The sequence below is a fragment of the Mucilaginibacter rubeus genome (genome assembly GCF_014643835.1).
Lineage (GTDB): Bacteria > Bacteroidota > Bacteroidia > Sphingobacteriales > Sphingobacteriaceae > Mucilaginibacter > Mucilaginibacter rubeus.
The window spans coordinates 629,779-652,559 of record NZ_BMKD01000004.1 but is presented as its reverse complement, the minus strand read 5'-3'; the positions used below and the strand labels follow the sequence as shown (position 1 = coordinate 652,559).

At 42.2% G+C, this 22,781-nt stretch carries 22 protein-coding genes; 16 read left to right on the top strand and 6 right to left on the bottom strand.

What is annotated here, in order from left to right; genetic code table 11:
- Window positions 1–192: 192 nt before the first annotated feature.
- From IEX80_RS16790 to IEX80_RS16765, 6 genes are all read right to left on the bottom strand, one after another.
- Window positions 193–2,673: a glycosyltransferase family protein gene (locus IEX80_RS16790; protein WP_188833520.1), complete on the bottom strand. Its 2,481-nt coding sequence runs from the start codon at window positions 2,671–2,673 to the stop codon at window positions 193–195.
- An 85-nt stretch (window positions 2,674–2,758) separates the two neighbouring features.
- Window positions 2,759–3,055 carry a hypothetical protein gene (locus IEX80_RS16785; RefSeq protein WP_090534932.1) on the bottom strand — a complete coding sequence of 99 codons (297 nt, stop codon included), beginning with the start codon at window positions 3,053–3,055 and terminating at the stop codon, window positions 2,759–2,761.
- Window positions 3,056–3,071: 16 nt separating this feature from the next.
- A complete protein-coding gene (locus IEX80_RS16780) occupies window positions 3,072–3,326 on the bottom strand; it encodes a DUF4834 family protein (protein ID WP_091174527.1) in 255 nt (84 codons plus the stop codon).
- A gap of 163 nt (window positions 3,327–3,489) precedes the next feature.
- Window positions 3,490–5,514: an excinuclease ABC subunit UvrB gene (uvrB, locus tag IEX80_RS16775; protein WP_091174530.1), complete on the bottom strand. Its 2,025-nt coding sequence runs from the start codon at window positions 5,512–5,514 to the stop codon at window positions 3,490–3,492.
- Between the two features lie 106 nt (window positions 5,515–5,620).
- Entirely contained in the window at window positions 5,621–6,103 is a 483-nt protein-coding gene (locus IEX80_RS16770; protein ID WP_229701660.1) for a MarR family transcriptional regulator, read from the bottom strand.
- Window positions 6,104–6,110: 7 nt separating this feature from the next.
- Entirely contained in the window at window positions 6,111–6,608 is a 498-nt protein-coding gene (locus tag IEX80_RS16765) for a GNAT family N-acetyltransferase (protein ID WP_188833519.1), read from the bottom strand.
- Between the two features lie 132 nt (window positions 6,609–6,740).
- Here IEX80_RS16765 and upp point away from each other — a divergent pair, with 132 nt between their 5' ends.
- The 16 genes from upp to IEX80_RS16685 all read left to right on the top strand — a co-directional run bounded on the left by upp (window position 6,741) and on the right by IEX80_RS16685 (window position 22,778).
- Window positions 6,741–7,385, top strand: a complete 645-nt coding sequence (gene upp / locus IEX80_RS16760) for a uracil phosphoribosyltransferase (RefSeq protein ID WP_188833518.1) — start codon at window positions 6,741–6,743, stop codon at window positions 7,383–7,385.
- A gap of 147 nt (window positions 7,386–7,532) precedes the next feature.
- A complete protein-coding gene (locus IEX80_RS16755; RefSeq protein WP_188833517.1) occupies window positions 7,533–8,228 on the top strand; it encodes a YjjG family noncanonical pyrimidine nucleotidase in 696 nt (231 codons plus the stop codon).
- A complete protein-coding gene (locus tag IEX80_RS16750) occupies window positions 8,225–8,758 on the top strand; it encodes a DinB family protein (RefSeq protein WP_188833516.1) in 534 nt (177 codons plus the stop codon). The genes IEX80_RS16755 and IEX80_RS16750 overlap by 4 nt, the downstream gene beginning before the upstream one ends.
- 252 nt (window positions 8,759–9,010) lie before the next feature.
- Window positions 9,011–9,865, top strand: coding sequence for a UDP-2,3-diacylglucosamine diphosphatase (locus IEX80_RS16745; protein ID WP_090534944.1), 855 nt, complete (start codon window positions 9,011–9,013; stop codon window positions 9,863–9,865).
- A 122-nt stretch (window positions 9,866–9,987) separates the two neighbouring features.
- Window positions 9,988–10,977 carry a glycosyltransferase family protein gene (locus IEX80_RS16740; RefSeq protein WP_090534945.1) on the top strand — a complete coding sequence of 330 codons (990 nt, stop codon included), beginning with the start codon at window positions 9,988–9,990 and terminating at the stop codon, window positions 10,975–10,977.
- 62 nt (window positions 10,978–11,039) lie between these two features.
- Window positions 11,040–12,026 carry a DUF6427 family protein gene (locus IEX80_RS16735; RefSeq protein ID WP_112651502.1) on the top strand — a complete coding sequence of 329 codons (987 nt, stop codon included), beginning with the start codon at window positions 11,040–11,042 and terminating at the stop codon, window positions 12,024–12,026.
- Between the two features lie 100 nt (window positions 12,027–12,126).
- Window positions 12,127–12,819: a phosphoribosylformylglycinamidine synthase subunit PurQ gene (gene purQ, locus IEX80_RS16730; RefSeq protein ID WP_188833515.1), complete on the top strand. Its 693-nt coding sequence runs from the start codon at window positions 12,127–12,129 to the stop codon at window positions 12,817–12,819.
- The gene (locus IEX80_RS16725) at window positions 12,819–13,562 is read left to right on the top strand and encodes a type III pantothenate kinase (RefSeq protein WP_188833514.1); all 744 of its coding nucleotides are present in this window, start codon (window positions 12,819–12,821) and stop codon (window positions 13,560–13,562) included. The genes purQ and IEX80_RS16725 overlap by 1 nt, the downstream gene beginning before the upstream one ends.
- Window positions 13,555–14,877: a BamG family beta-barrel-assembly machinery protein gene (gene bamG / locus IEX80_RS16720; protein ID WP_090534951.1), complete on the top strand. Its 1,323-nt coding sequence runs from the start codon at window positions 13,555–13,557 to the stop codon at window positions 14,875–14,877. Before IEX80_RS16725 ends, bamG begins: the two co-directional genes overlap by 8 nt.
- 9 nt (window positions 14,878–14,886) lie before the next feature.
- Window positions 14,887–15,465, top strand: a complete 579-nt coding sequence (lptC, locus tag IEX80_RS16715) for an LPS export ABC transporter periplasmic protein LptC (RefSeq protein ID WP_090534953.1) — start codon at window positions 14,887–14,889, stop codon at window positions 15,463–15,465.
- A gap of 94 nt (window positions 15,466–15,559) precedes the next feature.
- Window positions 15,560–17,686: a peptidylprolyl isomerase gene (locus IEX80_RS16710; protein WP_188833513.1), complete on the top strand. Its 2,127-nt coding sequence runs from the start codon at window positions 15,560–15,562 to the stop codon at window positions 17,684–17,686.
- 212 nt (window positions 17,687–17,898) lie between these two features.
- Window positions 17,899–18,414, top strand: coding sequence for a DUF2480 family protein (locus tag IEX80_RS16705; protein WP_188833512.1), 516 nt, complete (start codon window positions 17,899–17,901; stop codon window positions 18,412–18,414).
- 94 nt (window positions 18,415–18,508) lie between these two features.
- Window positions 18,509–19,303, top strand: a complete 795-nt coding sequence (locus tag IEX80_RS16700; RefSeq protein ID WP_090534956.1) for a DUF3108 domain-containing protein — start codon at window positions 18,509–18,511, stop codon at window positions 19,301–19,303.
- A 14-nt stretch (window positions 19,304–19,317) separates the two neighbouring features.
- Window positions 19,318–19,881, top strand: a complete 564-nt coding sequence (locus IEX80_RS16695; RefSeq protein ID WP_090534958.1) for a DUF3109 family protein — start codon at window positions 19,318–19,320, stop codon at window positions 19,879–19,881.
- A 145-nt stretch (window positions 19,882–20,026) separates the two neighbouring features.
- A complete protein-coding gene (gmd, locus tag IEX80_RS16690) occupies window positions 20,027–21,163 on the top strand; it encodes a GDP-mannose 4,6-dehydratase (protein ID WP_188833511.1) in 1,137 nt (378 codons plus the stop codon).
- 28 nt (window positions 21,164–21,191) lie between these two features.
- Window positions 21,192–22,778 carry a gliding motility protein RemB gene (locus tag IEX80_RS16685; protein WP_090534962.1) on the top strand — a complete coding sequence of 529 codons (1,587 nt, stop codon included), beginning with the start codon at window positions 21,192–21,194 and terminating at the stop codon, window positions 22,776–22,778.
- The last annotated feature ends 3 nt before the right edge of the window (window positions 22,779–22,781 follow it).

The window sequence follows — 22,781 nt, the reverse complement described above, 5'->3', positions numbered from 1 at the left end:
AATATTCCTGGCAAATTTTTCGCTTAAACTCCTCACTGTACTGGCTCTGCCATTTACCCCCATACACTTTTGAATATCTTTCCATTTTTGTTTACTGATGTGTAAACCTATTTCAGGACAAGACAGATTGAATAAATTCCACAAAAAAAGCGATGAACACTGCCCACCGCTTTCTTTTAAATATTAAGCTGCTTATGCTTTTTTCTTATCAGTTGGCTTTGCAGCCGGAGCTTTCTTTTTGTTTTCCGTATAAGCAGCACCACCTAAGGCAAGCACCAGTAGGATTGAACCTGCTAATGAAATATTCTCGCCGGTGTAATATGATGCCGGGTGGAAAATAAATTCAATTTTGTGGTTACCGATTGGGATCTGAGCTGCACGTAATAGATAATCGGCACGGAAATAAGGTTTTTCAACACCGTCGATATACATTTTCCAGCCTTTGTTATAGTATACTTCAGAGAACACCGCAATTTGTGAGGCGGTAGAACCGCTTGTGTAAACCATATGGTCGGGCGAGTAGCTGGTAAGCTCAATTTTGCCTTCGCCGGCACCTGCTCCCAAAGTTTTTTCGTCGATAATGCTTTTGTATTGTTTATCAACAATAGCTTCATCTTTTGGTGTAAAGCTGCTGATGGCTACCATCTCCTGGTCTGCATTGTCGGCATATTTAATACTTTTAACAAACCATGCGTGGCCACAGGCTGTTTGGTTTACCTGCATGCCTACGTTTTGTGTTTTTGGATCAGAGTTAATAATGTACTTCACGTTCATCATATCCAAAACATCCTGGTTAATGCTTTTGCTTAGTTGATTATCAACAAGCTCTTCCCAGCGTTTTAGCCTTGCTGCCGAGTAACCACCCAATGACTTGTAGAAAAATGGTGTAAGACCATCGCCTTTGATTGATTGTGTGGCGTCAAATACCCTAAAATCAGGATCTTTATCTTTCATGATAAACTGGTCAACCTCGCGTGGCTGTGGTGTTTCATTGTCTTGTTTTGGCGCAAAGCTGTCGTGATTTAAATAGCGTTTGTCGATACCCCAAAGGTCAACAAGGATCAGCGCCAGGAAAGCAAGCGATGCAACAGTTGGATTGATCTTCTTTTTAAGGAATGCCCATGCAATACCAAATGCTATGGCAATGAATATAAGTGACCGGATAGCATCTGCTTGTGCTATCGATTCCCTGTCGGCAATTAAAGCGCGGGTAAGGGCTGAACTATCAGTTTTAAGGGCCTGACCAATTTGTGCAATAACGCCGGCTTGCTGTTCGCTAACACTGAAAGATAACAGCAATGAAGGTACCACGGCCACAATTAGGACAAGGCCACCAGTAATGTAAAAAGCAATTTTTAGTTTTTTAAACAGGCTTTCTTTATCTTCATTTATAATAGCTTCGTTTACTGCTAATACAGCAAGGATTGGAAAGCAGAAACCTACAATTGCCAATATTGAGTCAACTGCCCGGAATTTATTGTAAAGCGGGAAATAGTTAAAGAACAGATCAGACAGAAAAGACCAGTTTCTGCCAAATGATAATAGCGTAGTTAAAACCACAGCACCAAGCAACCACCATTTAATACGGTTTTTAACAATCATTAAACCCCATACAAACAGCAAACAAATTACTGCACCAAAATAGAATGGGCCGGCGGTGAATGGTTTATTACCCCAATATAAGGGTAGATAATTGGCCGAAATGCCGGTAACCTGATTAGGGTCGGCTCCACTTGCATTAAGCGCTTTGATTACGTGTGAGTCCGGATCGGTAGAGCCTTGTTCGCCGCCGCCATAAGCGTTAGGAATAAGGAAAGTGATACATTCACCAACACCCTGGCTCCATTCAAAGGCGTAATCGCGTGCCAAACCGTTATTGGGCTCTGCAGCTTGCCTTGTGAGATTTGATTTGCCACGGATGGTTTCATTGCCATAGTCGGCAGTACTCCATAATATGGATGCATTTACAGAAACCGCAAGAAGAGTAGCCGCCGCTATATACCCCAGCGATTTTAGAAAGCTGTTGAGGGTTTTATTTTTGATAGCATGGTAAAGTTCAATACCCACCATGATCAATAAGGCCAGCATCAAATAATACGTCATTTGTATGTGGTTGGCCCTGATCTCTAACGCAAGAAACAAGGCTGTAACCGCGAAACCAAGTAAATGCTTGCCGCGAAGCGTAAGGATGATACCCGCAAGTATCGGCCCGAAAAATGCTATGGCGAAGGCCTGATTAGCATGCCCGGCAACCAGCAAAATGATATTATATGATGAAAAGGTAAACGCTATTGCACCTGCCGCTGCAAGCCATGGATTAACCTTTAACACAATAAACAGGAAGTATGTACATAATAAGAATAACAATACTGTACCAACAGGGGTTGGGAAAGTGTAATTTATGGCAGTAACCACCCATGTAGTTAAATTGGCTTTATAAGGTGCCCACACCTGGTAGGTGGGCATGCCGCCATAGATCTGGTTGGTCCAGAGTATCGTAGTGTCTTTAGCTTTGTAATCGTTGATTTCTTTTTGGGTTGATAGAGCCCTTGTAACGTCATTGCCGCCTAATGTTTTTCCCTGGAAAGCCGGGGTTAAAAATATAAAGCAGATCACTAAAAAAATTGCAGCTATGGCAAAATGAATGCCGTTACGCTTAAACCAGTTATTCATTTAAGTTTTTTGAAATGGATATTATATTCCTCAAAAATAGAAATTACAATGAGAATAGGAATTATAAGTTTTGTTAAGGAATAACTTAACAGGTTTGCGCACGGCTGCGCAGCAGGAAAAACATGGCAATCAGCACAATGATAGATATTACGTAAGCAATAACCTGCGCCTTGCCGTAATCTTCGCGGTATTTGCGGATGTTGAAAAAGTTGTAAACGCCCAGCCCCCCCATGATCACCCAGTAAAAAGTGCTGATTTTAGTGCAATTGGCAAAAATTTGAGTGGCAACAATAAATACTATCACATTAGTGATAATAAGCGTAATTGACTCGGGCGTGTTGTTATGATTTTGGCGCCTTCTAAATACAGGGTTGGTGTCCATGATTTATTGGTTAGGTTTATTTTACTTCTTCGTAATCAACAAATTCACCTTCACTGTCGGGCACGCTGCCTTTTTTAGGCTGCGGAATATGGTCGATCCTGATTTTTCCATCAGGTTTTGGGCCTTCATTGTAGTTACGTTGTTGCTGTTGATATTGCTGTTGGGCTTTATTCACAACACTTTCAAAAAGGAACGGCAGCAGGTAACGCGCCAGGCTGCGGATAATGTATAATATACAGATAGATATGATCAGGAAACGAATAAGAATCATACTGTTAATTTTGAGCTTACAAATATAAGGTATATAACGGTAAAAATGTTTTATTATGATTTGAGGATAGCTGACGCTGTTTTAATTTGAAGATAAAGCAATTTGAAGGTTTGAAAATGTGGGGACTGTCGTTTTCAAATCTTCAAATCAATAAATTTTCAAATTAAAACTTCTCCTCCATCATTTTTTCCAAAGCAAACATTTCGTCGCGTAGTTTGGCAGCCAGCAGGAAATCCATGTTTTTGGCGGCGGCAAGCATATCTTTTTTGGTGTTGTCGATTGATTTTTTCAGGTCGGCTTTGGTCATATACTGAACTATCGGATCGGCGGCAAGGGTTAGGGTATCAGTTTCTACATAAGCCTGCTGTACACCGCCCTTAAAGTCGACCACTGATGTTTGCTCCATAATTTCCTCGCGCGTTTTGCCAACCGTTAGCGGTGTAATGCCATGTTGTGTGTTATATGCAATCTGAATTTCGCGGCGGCGGTTGGTTTCATCCATCGTGATCTGCATCGAATCGGTTATGGTATCAGCATACATGATCACACGGCCACGGTCATTACGGGCAGCACGGCCAATGGTTTGGATCAACGAACGCTCTGATCGCAAGAACCCTTCTTTATCAGCATCCAAAATAGCCACTAAGGATACTTCAGGTAAATCCAATCCTTCACGCAGTAAGTTGATCCCTATTAATACGTCAAATTCGCCAAGGCGCAGGCCACGTAAAATTTCCACGCGCTGCAGTGTTTTTACTTCTGAGTGGATGTAGCGGCATTTAATGCCCAGCCTGTCCATGTATTTGGCCAGTTCCTCGGCCATGCGTTTGGTGAGGGTGGTTACCAGTACGCGGTCGCCCTTTTTAATTGTTTTATCTACTTCGTCAAGCAAGTCATCCACCTGATTTATTACCGGGCGAACGTCAATAACGGGATCAAGCAAACCGGTAGGGCGGATTACCTGTTCTACCACCACACCACCTGATTTTTCAAGTTCAAAATCGCCGGGAGTAGCGCTTACATAAACGGTTTGCGGGGCAAGGTTTTCAAACTCCTGGAAATTAAGCGGACGGTTATCCAAAGCTGCCGGCAGGCGGAAGCCATAATCAACCAGCGAGATTTTACGCGAACGGTCACCTCCATACATCGCCCTGATCTGCGGAACAGTTACGTGACTTTCGTCAATCACCATCAGGTAATCTTCCGGGAAATAATCGAGCAAGCAGAACGGCCTTGCACCAGGCTTGCGCCCGTCAAAAAAGCGGGAGTAGTTCTCGATGCCCGAACAGTAACCCAACTCGCGGATCATTTCCAGGTCGTAATTAACCCTTTCTTCCAGCCGTTTGGCTTCCAGGAAACGGCCGTCATCAATAAACTGTTTTTTGCGGGTTTCCAGCTCTTCCTGTATAGCCCAGATAGATTGCAGGAAACGCTCTCGGGGGGCAACATACAGGTTGGCCGGATAAACCACCATGTGTGTCATTTTTTCGATGGTTTTACCGGTGCCGATATCAAAGGCGCTTAACTCTTCAATATCGTCGCCAAAAAAGGAGATGCGGTAGGCATAATCCAGGTAAGCCGGAAAAATATCGACGGTATCACCCTTAACCCTGAATGTTCCTCGTTTAAAATCGGCAGTGGTGCGGGCGTATAAAATTTCGACCAGGCGATGTAAAAAAGCATTCCTGCTGATACGGGTACCTACGGCAAATTTGAAAACCGAGTCGGCAAAATCATCGGGGTTACCCATACCGTAAATGCAGGATATAGACGATACCACGATCACATCGCGCCTGCCCGACATTAAAGCCGAAGTAGTACGTAAACGAAGCTTTTCTATCTCCTCGTTTATTTGCAAATCCTTTTCAATGTAGGTGTTGGTGGTAGGGATGAAAGCCTCCGGCTGATAATAGTCATAGTAAGACACAAAGTAGTTCACCGCGTTTTCGGGGAAAAACTGCTTAAACTCGCCATAAAGCTGTGCCGCTAATGTTTTGTTGTGGCTCAGGATCAGCGTAGGTTTTTGCGTTTGTGCTATAATATTGGCAACCGTAAAGGTTTTGCCCGATCCGGTAACCCCCAAAAGGGTTTGATATGGGTCGCCGTTGTTGATACCTTCAACCAACTGCCTTATAGCTTCAGGCTGGTCGCCGGTTGGTTTATATTGAGATGTTAATTGAAAATCCATGTTGTTATGTAAAAATACAAATAATCCAGAAACAGGGTTTGCAAATCAAAATAAGTACATGGTAATGACAACCGTATGTCAACATTGTTGGATTTGGGGTGATAAATTACATTTCTGCCTTTAAACGTAACGCCCTATCCAAAAAACTCTGCTGCTTTATTTTCTCTTCGGCTTCAATAATAGCCTTCATCAGGTTGTTTTGGGTGTCGGCAATTTCCGCGGCGGCCGCTTTCATGATTTCCCAAACAGGTTTCATGCGCACAATAAGTTCCTGGCCTTTTGTTGTTAACATGATAAGACGCTTCCTTTCATCGGCCTTATCCTTTTTTGATCGGATCAATTTCTCTTTTTCCAATTCTTTTAACAGACTGATGGTGGAAGGATGGGTATAACCAATTTCGGCAGCGATTTCCACCACGCTTAAAAGGGGCTTAAAATGTAAAGTGTAAATAACGGGGAACCATTTGGGTTCAAAATCAATATTGCTGGCTTTATAAATAAGTACGCCTTCCTTGCGCAGCTGCTCGGCCAGGCGCTGCAACCTTGTTGAAATTGCTAAAATTCCCGATTCGTCAATAACATTCATCATACCGCTGTTAATTGTTCAAATGTAACTCATAAAAAATGGTATCTGCAGCCATAAGTGGGAATGATTCAGGTAAATCCTGTTTGGCAAGGCGGGTAAAGCCATTTTTTTCATAAAACCGATGGGCCGCTTTCAGCATCTCAACAGTGCCTAAATAAATGTGGGCAATGTTGTTTTGTTTGCAATAATCAATAAGATTATTGAGCAGTAACTGCGCGATGCCCAGCTCCTTTCCCCGGTATTCTTTAAGTACAAACATTTTGCGTATGGCCGCCGAATTATTATCAAAAGCAATAAGTGCAATGGTGCCAACAAGTTGTTCGTTGTATATCGCTCCCCAAAAATCTCCGCCGGTTTGGTGGTAATTGGTTTCAATATCAAGCAGGTCGGGCTGGGCTTCAAGCGTGATAGGCACATTAAATTCAATTTGCTGAATTGGTAAAATGATATCAATGATCTGCTGGCAATAAGTATTGTTGAGTGAGCTGATAACAGGTGTAGTATCCATAACTTTAATATTTATGTACAAATCTACGTAGTTAACTACATATATTCAAAATTTATTATCCTTCCCATGGTGCGGTATGACATTTAATAAACAAATAGTGATACTATTGCTCAAAAACGCTTAAATTTAAGCATGATTTTTATCCTCAATAAAACCAATACCATTGCCAACCAGTTCCTTGCCGAATTACGGGATGCCGTTATTCAGCAGGATAAGGCACGTTTCAGGCAGAACCAGGAAAGGTTAGGAGCCATACTGGCTTATGAGTTGAGTAAATCATTACATTACGAAACCAAAGAAGTTCAAACCCCCTTGGGTACAGCCAGTGTTAATATACCGGCCGATGAACCGGTGCTGGGTATTATATTGCGCGCCGGCCTGCCTTTTCACCAGGGTTTTATGCAGTTTTTCGACCGGTCGCCCTCTGCATTTATCACAGCTTATCGCAAGGTGAAGCGTAACGGCAGCTTTTTGATCCAGGTGGATCATATCTCAACCCCTAACCTTGATGATAAGATCTTTATTTTGTGCGATACCATGCTGGCTACCGGGCAAAGTATTGTATCGGTTTGTAAGGAGTTGATGGCTCAGTATAAAATAAAGGAGCTGCACATTGCCGCTGTAATTGCAAGCACCGAAGGCGTGGCGCATGTTAAAGCCAATCTCCCAAAAGCCAAACTCTGGCTCTGCGCCGTTGACGACGAAATGACCAGCAAAGCTTATATTGTACCTGGTTTGGGTGATGCGGGCGACCTGGCATTTGGGGAAAAAGTGTAGTTGATTTCGGATTTCGAATGTTCGATTTCGGATTTATTTTGATTTCGAATTTCGGAATTGGGATTTCGGATTTAGTAATATTGAAATTCTTAATTTTGAATTTTTAAGCAGGGAAAAAAAATCGAAATCGAACATCCGAAATCCGACATGAAACAATACAAACACATCTTCTTTGATCTCGACCATACCATCTGGGATTTCGATAAAAATGCCGAAGAGGCCCTGCATGAGTTATATGTTATTCACCAGCTCGATGAAATAGGCCTGCAATCTGCCGAGTTGTTCATCGAAACTTATACCCGTAACAATCACCGCCTTTGGGCACAGTATCATATCGGCGAGATCACCAAAGATGAACTGCGGGAGGCCCGTTTCAAATCAACCTTTACTGATCTTGGTTTGCATCCCGACCTGATGCCGCTTGATTTTGAGGATGCTTACGTAAAGCTTTGCCCCACCAAAACCAACCTGTTTCCGCATGCGCACGAAACACTGCAATACCTGCAATCAAAATATACCCTGCACCTGATCTCGAACGGGTTTAAAGATTCAACGCGGATAAAAATCGCGGGGACCGACCTGGCCAAATATTTTCAGAACATTATCATCTCCGAAGATGTTGGCGTTAACAAGCCGGACAAAGCCATATTTCAACACGCGCTTGACCTGGCCGGGGCATTAAAAGAAGAAAGTGTGATGATCGGCGACAGCATCGAAGCTGATATCCGCGGGGCGCTTAATTTTGGAATGGACGCTATTTATTTTAATCCTTTTAAGGCGGAAAAACCTCAGGATGTGCCCGTGCAGATTGCTCATTTAAAAGAGTTAACTTTACTTTTATGAGTATCGCCAAAGAACGTAAAGCTATTGATGCAGCCCTTGATGAATACCGCAAACAACTGGATGTTATCCCCGATGTGTTGTTTGATGTTACTCCGGAGGATGGCGGCTGGTCGTTTGCCGAGGTTTACAGTCATATTATGCAGGCTACACTGGGTTCATCAATCGCGCTTGAACGTTGTACGCACGGCAATTGCGAGCCAACTAAAAAAGGCATTAATTGGGAAGGCCGGATCTTGCTGTTGTTAGGTAAATTTCCGCCGGTTAAAACAACAGTCCCCAATGCGGTAAGCGATAAAATGGCTGCCAATAAGATCAGTAAGGAAGATGCCAAAAACCTGATCATCAAATGCCGCAAACGGATTGAAACTACTATGCCACTCATTGCCGAATCATCGCCGGCTAACAGATACAAGCACCCGCGTATGGGAATGCTTAATGCCAGGCAATGGTTTAAATTTATCCGCATTCATTTACAGCACCACTTGAAACAACTTAACAGGATCAAAAATAAATTTAGTACAGCAAAGTAACCTTTTATATTTAATGTAGTCTTAACAGTAGGATAATGTTAAATTTCAGACATTTGTAAAAATCTTTGTGATGAATTTTGAGTATGCTTATTTGGTAGTTATAGGGTTGCTGATCCTGGTCGGCTGCTTTTATGCAAGTCCATATGAATTGACTGTTAACGAAGATGAGGACGACGAGTAATCGTTGCTTTATTAATAACAATGTTGTTTTCCGGCATATCTTGCCGGCCTGTAAAATAGCCCCTTAATTTAATGGCAAAACGCGAAGTTGATATTGTAGTAATATCTGATGTGCACCTTGGTACTTACGGCTGTCACGCAAAAGAGTTGCTTAAATATTTAAAAAGCATCAAGCCCAAAATCCTTATCCTTAACGGCGATATTATTGATATTTGGCAATTTAGTAAATCATACTGGCCCGAGGCACACATGAAAGTAGTGCGCCGCATCCTGAAGTTTGTTACCGATGGCATCCCGGTTTATTATTTAACCGGCAACCATGACGAAATGCTGCGCAAGTTTACCGATTTTAATATGGGCACTTTTCAGCTGCTGGATAAGCTGGTGCTGAATATCGACGGTAAAAAAGCATGGATCTTTCACGGCGATGTGTTTGACGTTACCATGCAGCACTCCAAATGGCTGGCTAAACTTGGGGCTGTTGGTTATGACACATTGATTTTGATCAACAGTTTTGTAAACTGGTTCCTTACCGCTATTGGCAGGCAAAAAATGAGCTTTTCGCAAAAGGTGAAAGCCAGTTTTAAAGAAGCGGTAAAATTCATTAACCAATTTGAGCAAACCGCGGCCGACCTGGCTGTCGATAAACAATACGGCTACGTGATCTGCGGTCACATTCACCATGCCGAAATCAGGGAAATTACATCTACTCAAAATACAGGCTCGGTGCTTTACCTTAACTCGGGCGATTGGGTAGAAAGTTTAAGCGCTCTTGAATATCACAACGGCAAATGGGAGGTGTTTAAATACAAGCCGGATGATTTCAATACAGATGCTGATGAAGATGATAAAACCGATTCGGAAGATCTGAACGCTATGCTCGATGTTAAAAACTTGTTGGAGCGCTTTAAACACGAACACGATTAAATTACTTACCGAAAACATTTTTCTTTACTAAATTAAGCCCCTGAATATTGGTGCAGACAAATCAGCGTGTCCGCTGTACCTGCGCGGTATAATCATCATCCTTTTGAAAAGAATTTATTTTAATGAAGATACTGTTTGGTATACAGGGAACAGGTAATGGGCATATAAGCCGGGCAAGGGAAATTGTGCCCCTGCTGCAACAATACGGCGAGGTTGATTTGCTGGTAAGCGGCACCGAAGCCGAAGTATCATTATCACAACCCCTGAAATATCGCTTTCATGGTGTAAGCTTTGTATTTGGTACCAATGGCGGCGTGGATAACTGGGCCACCTGGAAAATCATGAACCTGCGCCAGTTTCAGCGCGATCTGCGGAGCCTTCCCCTGAAACAATATGACCTCATCATCAATGATTTTGAACCTGTAAGTGCCTGGGCTTGTAAATTACGGGGTGTACCGTCGGTATCCTTAAGTCACCAGTGTTCGTTTGTATCGCCCAAAACACCACGTCCCGAAAAAAAAGACCCCTTTGCGCAATGGCTTTTAAAAAACTATTCGCCTACTACCTATCATGTAGGCTTCCATTTTGAGCGTTATGACACTTTTATCAATACGCCGGTAATCCGTAGTGAGATCAGGCAGATGGAAACCTCTAACCTGGGCCATTATACAGTTTACCTGCCGGCCTATGATGACAAAACACTGCTGAAATATTTAAGTGCCGAAAGAGAGGTTAAATGGCAGGTGTTTTCAAAACGGCAAAAGCAGGCCTACAAATCGGGAAACGTGGAGATCTTCCCCGTAAATAATGAAGCTTTTAACAAAAGCCTGGCAAGCTGTACCGGTTTGCTTACCGGTGGCGGTTTTGAAGGCCCCGCCGAGGCCCTGTTTTTACAGAAAAAGGTAATGATGATACCCATGAAAGGGCAATACGAACAACAGTGTAACGCGCTTTCGGCCTCCAGGTTGGGGGTTCCGGTGGTGAGCGAAATAAATGATAAGTTTAACGGCCATTTAAACCACTGGATCAACGACAGTAAAAAGATCGTAGTTGATTTTCCGGATGAAACCGCCGCTATTGTTGATAAACTGGTAAAGCAGTATACAAGGTAGTAAAGCATTGCAACTTAAGCGGTTTTTCTGCTAATTTTGCAACCGCAAACACGGCCGCGCATATGATCAATCTTTTCAGGAACTATAATCCCCTTAATATTATATGGCTGGCTATTTTGCTGTTCGTGCTCCGGATAGGTTTCATGGTGCAGGTTCCCGAAAAAGTTGAGTTTATTTTTGTAGAACCCTTTGCACGGCTGCTGGTACCCGTAAAATATGAATACGCGTTTTCGCCGCTGCTTAATGTGATACTGGCCGGCGGGCTTGTATTTATCCAGGCTTTATTGCTTAATTCGTTAATTAATCATCATAATTTATTAGGCAAGCCAACCTTTTTGCCGGCACTGATGTATATCACGCTTTCGGGCTTGTTTACACCCTTTTTAACTTTAAGTGCCCCGCTTTTATGTAATTTCTTACTCATCTGGATGTTGTTTAAATTATTCAACCTGTATAAGGGGGAGGATGTTAAGTCAACAACTTATGATTTGGGGTTGATCGTGGCGGTGGGATCGCTTGTTTATTTTCCGTTTATTTATTTGTTCCTGGTTATATGGATAGCGCTTATGATATTCAGGCCGTTTAACTGGCGCGAATGGGTTATTTCGATATTAGGGTATGTAACCGTGTTCTTTTTCCTTGCGGTTATTTATTTTATGAATGATATGCTGCCCCGGTTTAGCCATATCTGGTCGCCCTTAGGCAAAAAATTTCCCGATCATATCAGCATTAACTCCTATAACTACCTGCTGCTGGTGCCGGTAATTGTAATATTAGTGCTATGTTTTTTTAAGCTGCAGCAAAATTTCTTTAAAAGCTACGTGCAGATCCGTAAAACATTCCAGCTTTTGTTTTTTATTTTTCTGATCACATCACTTTCATTTTATCTCAATTCGGAATTTCGGCTGAGCCATTTTTTGCTTTGTGCAGTGCCGGTAACGGTGTTTTTTGCCTATTATTTTTTGTATGCAACCAAGCGCTGGTTTTATGAAATACTGTATTTGTTGTTGTTTATCAGCATCATTTACTTTCAGTTTAACAAATTTTAACTTTTACATTCGTCCTTATTTCGGCGGTTATGTTAGTTTTGTAGCCTGAAACTATATAATAAGCTATTTAGGTTCAACCTCAATTTAAAAAATAATTCTGATGAAGTTTGGAGTAGTTATATTTCCCGGTTCTAATTGTGATGAGGATATCATATATGTATTAGAGAAAGTGACGGGTCAGCAAGTGGTAAGGTTATGGCATAAAGATCATGACCTGCAGGGTGTTGACTTTGTTGTTTTACCCGGTGGTTTTTCATTTGGCGATTACCTGCGTTCGGGCGCTATTTCCCGTTTTTCGCCAATTATGCAGGAGGTTATCCAGTTTGCTGCCAAAGGTGGCTATGTAATGGGTATTTGCAATGGCTTCCAGATATTGACCGAGGCCGGTTTGTTGCCAGGCGCGCTATTGCACAACACCAATCGCAAATTTATTTGCCGCAACATTTACTTAAAACCGCAAACAACTCAATCATTACTTACCGCTCAGCTTGATCCGCAGCAACCCTTAAGGATCCCGATAGCACATGGTGAAGGCAACTATTTTGCAGATGCCGATGTGATCAAAGCCCTTAACGATAACGACCAGGTAATGTTCAGGTACTGCGATGAGGCCGGCAATATCACTGCTGATGCAAATCCTAACGGATCATTGGAAAACATTGCAGGTGTTACAAACCTGAGCAGGAATGTATTTGGCTTAATGCCGCACCCGGAACGTGCTGCCGACGGCTTATTAGCCAATGAAGATGGTTTAGCTATTTTTGAATCAATATTATCAATAGTTAGGGCCTGATGACCAGCCTGGTTATCGATATTGGTAATACACTCATCAAAATCGCGGTTTTTAAACTGGATGAAATACTTGAGGTTAGCCAATATGAAACCATTGATGTGCCGGTACTGGATGCTTTGCTTAACAAATACCATCCTGTTAAGGCAATCATCTCGTCGGTAAAAAAAAATACAGAAGCATGGCAGGCCGGACTGGGGCAAAAAATTCCGCTGACACATTTTAATACGTTAATGACAAGCGGAATAAATAACCATTATTTAACCCCTGAAACCCTTGGGCCCGACAGGCTGGCAGCTGTTATAGGTGCATATCATATATTCCCGGGGCAAAATAGCCTGGTAATAACCGGGGGTACAGCCATTACTTATGATGGTGTTGACACCGCGGGAAATTATTTTGGCGGCAGCATATCGCCGGGCTTAAATATGCGTTATAAGGCTTTGAACAATTATACGGCAGGTTTGCCGCTTATTGAACCCGATGCCGGTTTTGATACGCCATACGGAAACAATACAACCACGGCCATCCGTTCGGGAGTACAAAACGGAATAAAATATGAGCTTACCGGTTTTATTGAAAGCTATAGAACCATGGGCGAACAACTGAACATTATACTAAGCGGGGGCGACAGCATTTTTTTTGATACTCTATTGAAAAATAGCATCTTTGCCCGCTACATAAAAATTGAACCATATTTGGTTTTAAAAGGATTAAACGCAGCTATACAAAAGCATAATGATTAAATATACCCGGTTTTTTATAACACTTTTATTGGCTGTTGCCGCTTTTTCAGCACACGCGCAATCAACGGCAACCTCAAGCTCTCCATATTCACGTTACGGTATCGGTGATATTGATCCTCAGCTAATGGGACAAAATATAGGTATGGGCGGTATAGCTGTAGCCACCAACAGGATAAGCCTTTTTAACAATATCAACGTGATAAATCCGGCTTCATACGGTGCTATTAATCTTACAACCATTGATGTTGGCTTATATGCAAATTTTTTAAATCTGTCGCAAACCGGTTCGGCAAGCCAAAAAAACAGCAATTTCAGGCTTAACCACATCGCTTTCGCCATCCCTACTTCAAAACGTTCGGCATTGAGTTTTGGTTTATTGCCATACAGTGAGCGCGGCTATAATTTTAAAAAAACGGTGAATAAATTAGGAACCTCGGGTTCACCTGCCGATACCAACGTAACAAATTACAGTTATAGCGGCGATGGTAGTTTATCAAAAGCATATTTGGGATATGGTTTTGGCATCGGTAAGCATTTGTTATTAGGTGCAAACGTATCGTACATATTTGGTAATATTAAAGATATCGCTACTACCGAAATCCCTGGCCTGGCAGGTGCCATCAACTCAAAAATTGAATCGAGCAATGCCATTGGTGGTATCAACTATGATTACGGCTTGCAGTATTCATTTGATTTTTCTGAAACCAAGCATCTTGTATTTGGCTATTCGGCATCTGCAGGTACAAAACTGCACACGCAAAGCAGCTTTATTGTTAGCCAGTACTTTAACGATGCAAACGGAAACCAGGACATCGCTGCCGATAGCGTGGTTAGCACAACCGGGCCTAAATCAAAATTAAAATTACCGCAGATCAACAGATTCGGCATCTCTTTCCAAAGTGATGGTAAATTTTTGGTTGGTGCCGATTACTCCATGGGCAAATGGTCCGACTTGTCAATTGCCGGCGTAAACCAGGGTTTACAGGATAGTAAAACTTTCAATATCGGTGGTTCATATACCCCAAACATATCAACCATCAGAAACTACCTTGCCACTGTTGATTACCGCATAGGAGCTATATACGATCAAACTTACATGCACATTAACGGTACTACTATTAAACGTTATGCCGGTACTGTAGGTGTTGGCTTGCCTTTGCGCTCAAATAACGGCAGTTACTATAAAATTAATATCGCGGCAGAAATAGGTCAGCGCGGTTCGTTGGTTAACGGTTTGGTTAAAGAAAACTACGTTAATATTCACCTTGGCTTTACTCTTAACGATAAGTGGTTTACTAAGTATAAATTCGACTAATTCGCTATTATGAGCCGCCCTGCAGTTAACATACCGGCTTTATGCCTGTTACTGTTGCCAATGGCGGCTTTCCTGTCTTCGTGCGAAAATGACCTGAAAAAAGTTAGGGAAATTTCGGCAAACGAAGTTGATACCGTAGCGCAGCGTACTACGGGGCTTGATCTGATCATGAGCGATTCGGCCAAAGTGGAGATCCATCTTACTGCCCCGCTGATGATCGAATACCAGATCAAGAAGCCTTATAAAATTATGCCTAAAGGCGTAAAGATCGACTACTATGATCGGGGAACTGGCCAGTTTGCCGGTGATATCATTGCCGACACGGGTATCCAGCGTGAGCAGGAAAAATTGATCGAATTTCATGGCAACGTAGTTGCAACCAACGCCAAAGGCGAAACCTTTAAATCAAACGAATTATTTTGGGACCAGGTAACCAAGCGGGTTTACTCCAATAAACCTGTTCAGGCCACACTTAGCGGCGGTAATGTCATGAATGGCAATACCTTTGAAAGTGATGATAAGCTTTTAAACCCTACTTTTAAAAGCAGCACCGGGCTGTTTCATGTTGATGAAAAAGCGACACAATAATGACTTTTTTTAACGAAAATTTTGTGTTATAGAATTTTGTTAAAAATTGTATCTTGCGCCCTCTTAAAAAGAATAGAATAATTATAAATGTAATATGGGTATAATGGGTTTTTTGCGCGAAAGGATGGGGAAGATTCTCGCATTCTTTATTGGTTTCGCGCTGCTTGCATTTATTGTGAGCGAAGTTGTAAGATCGGGCGGTTCCTTTTTCAGGGACGATAGTAACGAGCTTGCCGTTGTAAACGGCGAAAAAGTGCCCTATGACAAATTCAACGAAAAGCTGGAGCAAAACTCTGCACAGTTTAAACAACAGGGACAAAGTATCTCTCCGCAAATAGCAAGTTATCTGCAGGAAACTACCTGGAACCAGTATTTAAGCCAGTTGCTGATAGGTAAAGAGATTGAAAAACTTGGCCTTACTGTTGGTGATGATGAAATGAACGTAATGATCGGCGATAACAATCCCGACCCGCAGATAGCCCGTCAGTTTGCCGATCAGCAAACCGGTCAGTTTGATCGCAGCAGGTATGATCAGTTCAAAGCCTACCTGCAATCAGGCAAAGCCGACCCTGCTCAGAAAAAAGCCTGGAGCGATTTTGTGATCGACCTGATAGAAGCTAAAAAAGCTACCAAATACATGACTTTGGTTACCAATGGCCTGTATGTAAACTCGCTTGAGGCTACAGATGATTACGAAGCAAAAAATAAGCTGGCTAACTTTAAATATGTATCGCTTGATTATGCTTCAATCCCTGACGCTAAAGTTACTTTAACCGATGCTGATTACAGCGCATATTATGATGCACACAAAGCTTCATTTAAAACTCCGCAGGAGTTAAGGAATTTTGAATACGTTAGTTTTAACGCGGCTCCTTCAAAAGAAGATTCAGCGGCAGTTAAACAACAGGCCGAGAAATTAGCGAATGAATTCAAAACTACTCCTAACGATTCGCTTTTTGTGCAGATCAATGCCGAAACCAAAGCGCCTTTGGCTTATCAGCGTAAAGGCAGCCTTGACCCTAAACTGGATACTACCATGTTTAGCGCAGCTAAAGGGTTTGTTTATGGCCCTTACCTTGAAAATGGCAGCTATAAAGTGGCTAAGCTGGTTGATACCAAAACCACTTTCGATTCGGTTAAAACCAGGCATATCCTGATCGACCTTGCGTCGGCAGGTGGTGAAGAAAAAGCTAAAGCTAAAGCCGATTCAGTTAAAAAATTAATTCAGGGCGGTAAATCATTTGCCGAACTTGCAACAGCTTTCTCCGCCGATAAAGGCAGCGCGGTAAAAGGCGGTGAAATTCCTTCATTTGACGCCAATGGCTCAATGGGCGGTCAGGGCAATTTAGTTCCTGAATATTACAATGCTGCTTATAAAGCAAATAAAGGCGATATCCTTGTTGTGAAATCACAATTTGGCTACCACGTTATTCAGGTTGAAGATCAGAAAGGTTCTGTTAAACTGGTTAAAGTTGGTGTTGTTGATAAGCCGTTAACTGCAAGCAGCAAAACCCAAACTGTAGCTTACAGCAAAGCCCAGGCATTCTTAGCCTCATTAACACCTGATAATTTTGAGGCAGAAGCAAAAAAAGAAGGTTTGAAACCCCGTACAGCCGAAGATGTTACTGCGATAGCTTCTGGTCTTCCTGGCCTGGATAATGCGCGTGACGTGGTTAGATGGGCTTACAAAGCCGAAAAAGGCGATATTACCGATAAAGTATTTACCGTAGGCGACCAGTATATAGTAAGCCGCCTTACCGAAATTAAACCTAAAGGTACCTTATCTCTTGAGGCTGTTAAAAAGCAAATTGAGCCAATGGTACGTAATGAGGTTAAAGCTAAACAATTGAAAGAGAAGTTTGATGCAGCCCTTAGCGGTGGTACTTCAATTGACCAGGTTGCCCAAAAAGTAGGCAGCAAGGTAGTTCCGGTTGAAAACATTGTATTTGCCAATCCTATTATCCCAGGTCAATCGGCAGAGTATAAAGTTATCGGTTCAATCTTTGGTTCGGCAATCAACAAAATTTCAAAACCTGTTGATGGTGCACAAGGTGTTTATGTATATGTGGTTAATGGTTTCACTAACCCGCCGGCACTAACCAACGCTATTAAACAAAAAGAACAAATTAACCAGGCGCTTTTACAACGTTCACAAGGCCAGGTGCTGGATGCATTAAAAGATAATGCAATTGTAAAAGATAACAGGGCTAAATTCTTCTAAACAAAATTTAAAGTAAATTTACATCCGGGATCAGCGTTAAGCCGTTCCCGGATTTTTGTTTATATACGGTCTGTTGGGCTTTTATATAAAGCAGTTAAGTAGTATTAGCTTTAAACTTTGTGCGTTCTGCTTTCAGCTTATATAAATATTGATAATCAAGCTAAGCGGCTTTAGGCTTTGTGCCTTCAGCTTTTGGCTTTCATATAAAAGATATGGATATCCAGGAAAACATAATAAACAAGGTAGCTCAGAGCGGCCTCGTTACCTTAGACCCGGCCTCTTTTTATCCTGCCGGCGATCGCGTCATTTATGATATTAAAGATAACCTGTTCTATGGCCTGATCCTTCGCGAGAAAGATTTCAGGGACTTTATAAAGGAACATGACTGGGCGCAATATGAGGGCAAAAATGTAGGTATCACCTGCACCGCCGATGCTATTGTACCAGCCTGGGCATATATGCTGCTGGCCAACCGGATGGCCCCTTACGCCCGCGAAATTGTTTTTGGAGATAAAGAGGTATTGGAAACTGTACTTTTTGAAAAGGAAATAGCCAAAGCCGATTTTGAACAATACCGCGGGCAGCGGATTGTGCTGAAAGGTTGCGGCGATACCGAAGTGCCGGTATCTGCTTATGTTGAGCTGACTAAAAAGCTGAGCGCTGTGGTTAAAAGCCTCATGTTTGGTGAGCCTTGCTCAACAGTACCTATCTATAAGCGTAAGGATTAAGTATTTAAGCGGCAGTGCGCAATAAAAACAAGTTTAAACCATTTATAATAGCAGTTGTCATATCACAAGCCTGGCTAAAAAGGGCTATTAATCAATGAAGAAACTGCTGATAAATAAATATTTTTTTACTGTACTGCTTTTTATAGCCTGCTGCAAGGGCGGATTTGCCCAGGAACTGAAAAAGATCAATGAGTCGATCTTTAAAGCAGGTGAACAACTGGACTACAAGATGAAATACGGTTTTTTTACTGCTGCCGAAGCTACCATAAAGGTAGAAGCCAGCGATAAGAAATATAATGACCGCCCTACATTTCATCTCGTGGCCGAAGGCAAAACCGCCGGCTCTTTCGACCTGTTTTACAAGGTACGTAACCGTTATGAATCATATGTAGATCAAACAACGTTGATGCCCTATTTTTATACAGAAAACAGGCGCGAAGGTAAGTACAGGCATACCGACAATGTTACGTTCGATCAGAAAGACAAGAAGGTAACGGCAAATAAAGGAACATTCGGGTATAAAGGTGAATCCTTTGATTTTGTATCGGCTTATTATTTTGCGCGGGCCATTGATGTTTCAAAGCTGCACCAGGGCGATACCTTTGATCTGCAATATTTCCTGGAAGACGGGTTTCACAGTATGCAAATAACCTATGTTGGCACTGAAACGGTTGAGTGTTCGCTTGGTAAGTTTAATTGTCTTAAATTTAGCCCGGCAATTATTCCGGGGCGCATTTTCCGGAAAAACAGCAAGTTGTACCTTTGGGTTACCAACGATAAGAACAGGATCCCGGTAAAGGCCCACGTTGAAGTGCTGATAGGCAGCGTAACAATGGACCTGAAATCGGCTGCAGGACTTAAATATCCTTTGAACCCTATAAAAGATTGATTTAAAAAAAGATAATGATTGAGGTTGGCAATGTATTACTGCACGAGGATGTAGTAAAAGAGAATTTTGTATGTAATTTAAATAAATGCAAGGGTGCCTGCTGCCTTGAAGGTGACTCGGGCGCACCGCTTAATGCCGATGAACTCGATATTCTGAAAGAGATCTATCCTAAAGTAAAGCCTTACCTTACCGCGAAAGGGATCAAAACCATTGAAAAGGAAGGGGTTTACGTTACCGATTTTGAAGGGGATTATACTACGCCCTGTGTTGATACCAACAAAGAATGCGCCTATGTAATATGGGAAAACGGCATTACTAAATGCGGTATTGAAAAAGCGTATGAAGAAGGTGCCGTTAATTGGAAAAAACCCATATCGTGTCATTTATATCCTATCCGCATAACATCTTATCCCGAGTTTGATGTTTTAAACTATGACCGTTGGAGTATCTGCAGCCCTGCATGTTCATTTGGGGATGAGTTGAAAGTACGCGTTCACGAATTTTTGAAAGATCCGCTCATCCGTAAATACGGAGCAGATTGGTACCGGGAACTGGAAGATACCGTTGCCGGAATTTAATCTTTTGTAAAACTTTTTAGGCCGGATATTTTTTCTTTAAACTGTAGTATAACGCCTTGCCTAAACCTATAATTGAGCGTTATAGGAGTAATTACAATAAAATTGGATATTATTGTACTACCTAATATATCTACGGTCATAATTAATGAAAAAGGCTTTAATAACAGGCATAACGGGTCAGGATGGCGCTTATTTAGCAGAGTTTTTGCTGAAGAAGGGCTACGAGGTACATGGGGTTAAACGCCGCTCATCCTTATTAAATACCGACAGGATAGATCATTTATACCATGACCCGCATGAGTCGGGTGTTAAATTCAGTCTGCATTATGGCGACCTCACCGATTCAACAAATCTGATCAGGCTAATCCAGGAAGTTCAGCCCGATGAAATTTATAACCTTGCAGCACAAAGCCATGTAAAAGTGAGCTTTGAAACCCCCGAATATACCGCCAATGCTGATGGTGTTGGTGTACTCCGTATTCTTGAAGCAGTAAGGCTTCTTGATCTCACCAAAAAAACACGTATCTACCAGGCTTCCACATCCGAGCTGTATGGCTTGGTACAGGCTGTGCCGCAAAGTGAAACCACGCCCTTTTATCCACGCTCACCTTACGCGGTGGCAAAACTATATGGCTACTGGATTGTAGTTAATTATCGCGAAGCCTATGGTATGTATGCCTGCAACGGGATTTTGTTTAACCATGAAAGCCCGGTAAGAGGCGAAACTTTCGTTACCCGGAAAATTACCCGGGCAGCATCAAAAATAGCCCTTGGCTCGCAAAACTGTTTGTATGTAGGCAACCTTTCGGCACAGCGCGATTGGGGGCATGCCAAAGATTATATAGAGGCGATGTGGCTGATGCTGCAGCAGGAAACTGCCGAAGACTTTGTAATAGCAACCGGTGTAACAACCACCGTTCGTGATTTTATCAGGATGGCTTTCATGGAGTTGGGTATCGAAGTTGAATTTAGCGGAAAGGACGAGAACGAGCGTGGGGTGATCATTGATATTGATGAGGAAAAGGCCATCGCGCTTGGATTGAACCTGGAGGCTTTGAGGTTTGGGCAAACTGTTGTAAAAGTTGACCCCAGGTATTTCAGGCCGACAGAGGTTGATCTGTTAATTGGAGATGCTGCCAAAGCTTATAACAAGCTCGGCTGGAAACCAAAATATGATTTGCAGGCATTGGTGACGGATATGGTACTGGCAGATCTGCAACTGGTAAAAAAAGATGAATATCTGAAAAAAGGTGGGTTTAGCACGCCTAATTATTTTGAATAACCAAGTATAAAACCATATAAACCATTATATGAAGAGAATATTTACAAGCATTATTTTACTGCTTTTGATAAGCGGGTTTGCGAAGGCCCAGTCAATATATCAACCTTATAACTACCAGTTTTATCAGAAACTAAATGAGGATGTTTATTCCACCAAAACAAGGGTACACAGTTCATTAAAACCATTTATGGTTGATGACTCACTTTTGAAAGTTCACTATGACTCATTGATGAACTTAAACGATATTAAAGGGCGTTTTTTTAATGAACATCAGATTGATGTTAAAAGCAGCAACTCCACCTTCTATGCCGATCTGTTGCCCGACTTCAATCTGAGTCGTGATTTCTCCGGCAAAAAGAACACCAATTTTGGTACCCTTGGGATCCAGTTGGGCGGTACCTTCGGAAAAAACTTTTCGTATAATGTGGCCGGATATGAAAACCGCGCGGTATTACCTAATTATTTACAAACCTACGTTAACCAGGTTGGCATAGCCCCCGGGCAGGCCTACGCCGGTATTTACGGCAATGAATACCGCTGGTCATATATCACGGCTAACGTTTCGTATACACCGATAAAATTTTTGAACATCAGCGCGGGGCGCGATAAAACCTTTGTTGGCGATGGCTACCGGTCATTATTATTATCTGATTATGCATCGCCCTACCCATTTTTCAAGTTAACGGCAACGCTGGGCAATGTGCGTTATATGGCCATGTGGACTTATTTTAATGACCCGCTTTCGGTAAAAGTAGATAACGGGGACAGGAAAAAATTTGGTGTATTTCACTATTTAGACTGGAACGTATCTAACCGGTTATCACTCGGTTTCTTTGACGCGGTGATATGGGCTGCTAAGGATGATTTAGGCCATAAACGCGGGTTTGATTTTACTTACATCAACCCGGTGATATTTTTAAGGCCTGTTGAAGCTTCAAATGGCTCCCCCGATAATGCTTTGATAGGATTTACAGCTAAATATAAGCTAACTGATGGCATCACGGCTTATGGCCAGTTTTCGCTTGACGAGTTTGAGTCTTCAAGCTTCTTTTCAAGTAAAGGTAGCTCGCGCAATAAATACGGATTTCAATTGGGTGTAAGGGGGGCTGACCTGTTTAATGTTAAAGGCTTAAACTATTTGCTCGAGACAAATAATGTTAAACCATATACCTATTCAGAGCGTTCTTCGGTAATCAATTACACTGAAAATGGCGAGCCGATAGGACATCCCTGGGGCGCCAATTTCCGCGAGGTAGTTGGACTGCTTAACTATTCATATAAAAGGTTTGATTTTTCAGGGGAGCTTGACTATGGGCATTACGGGCTTGATATCAATGGCCTGAACTATGGTAAGGACCCCTTTCAGGGTTATCGTGACCCGGCAAGGGTATATGGCAATTACACCGGGCAGGGCCTAACCACCAATATGGTTTACCTGGAGGGAAAAGTAGCCTATTTGATTAACCCCAAGTATAACCTAAGGTTTGAGCTTGGCGGCCTGGTACGCCGTGATAAGAACAACCAGTTCAATGATAAAACATCGATGTTAACCTTTGGTATCCGCAGTTCATTCCGTGCTATATATAATGATTTGGCGAGCTATAAAGTTCATTAAATT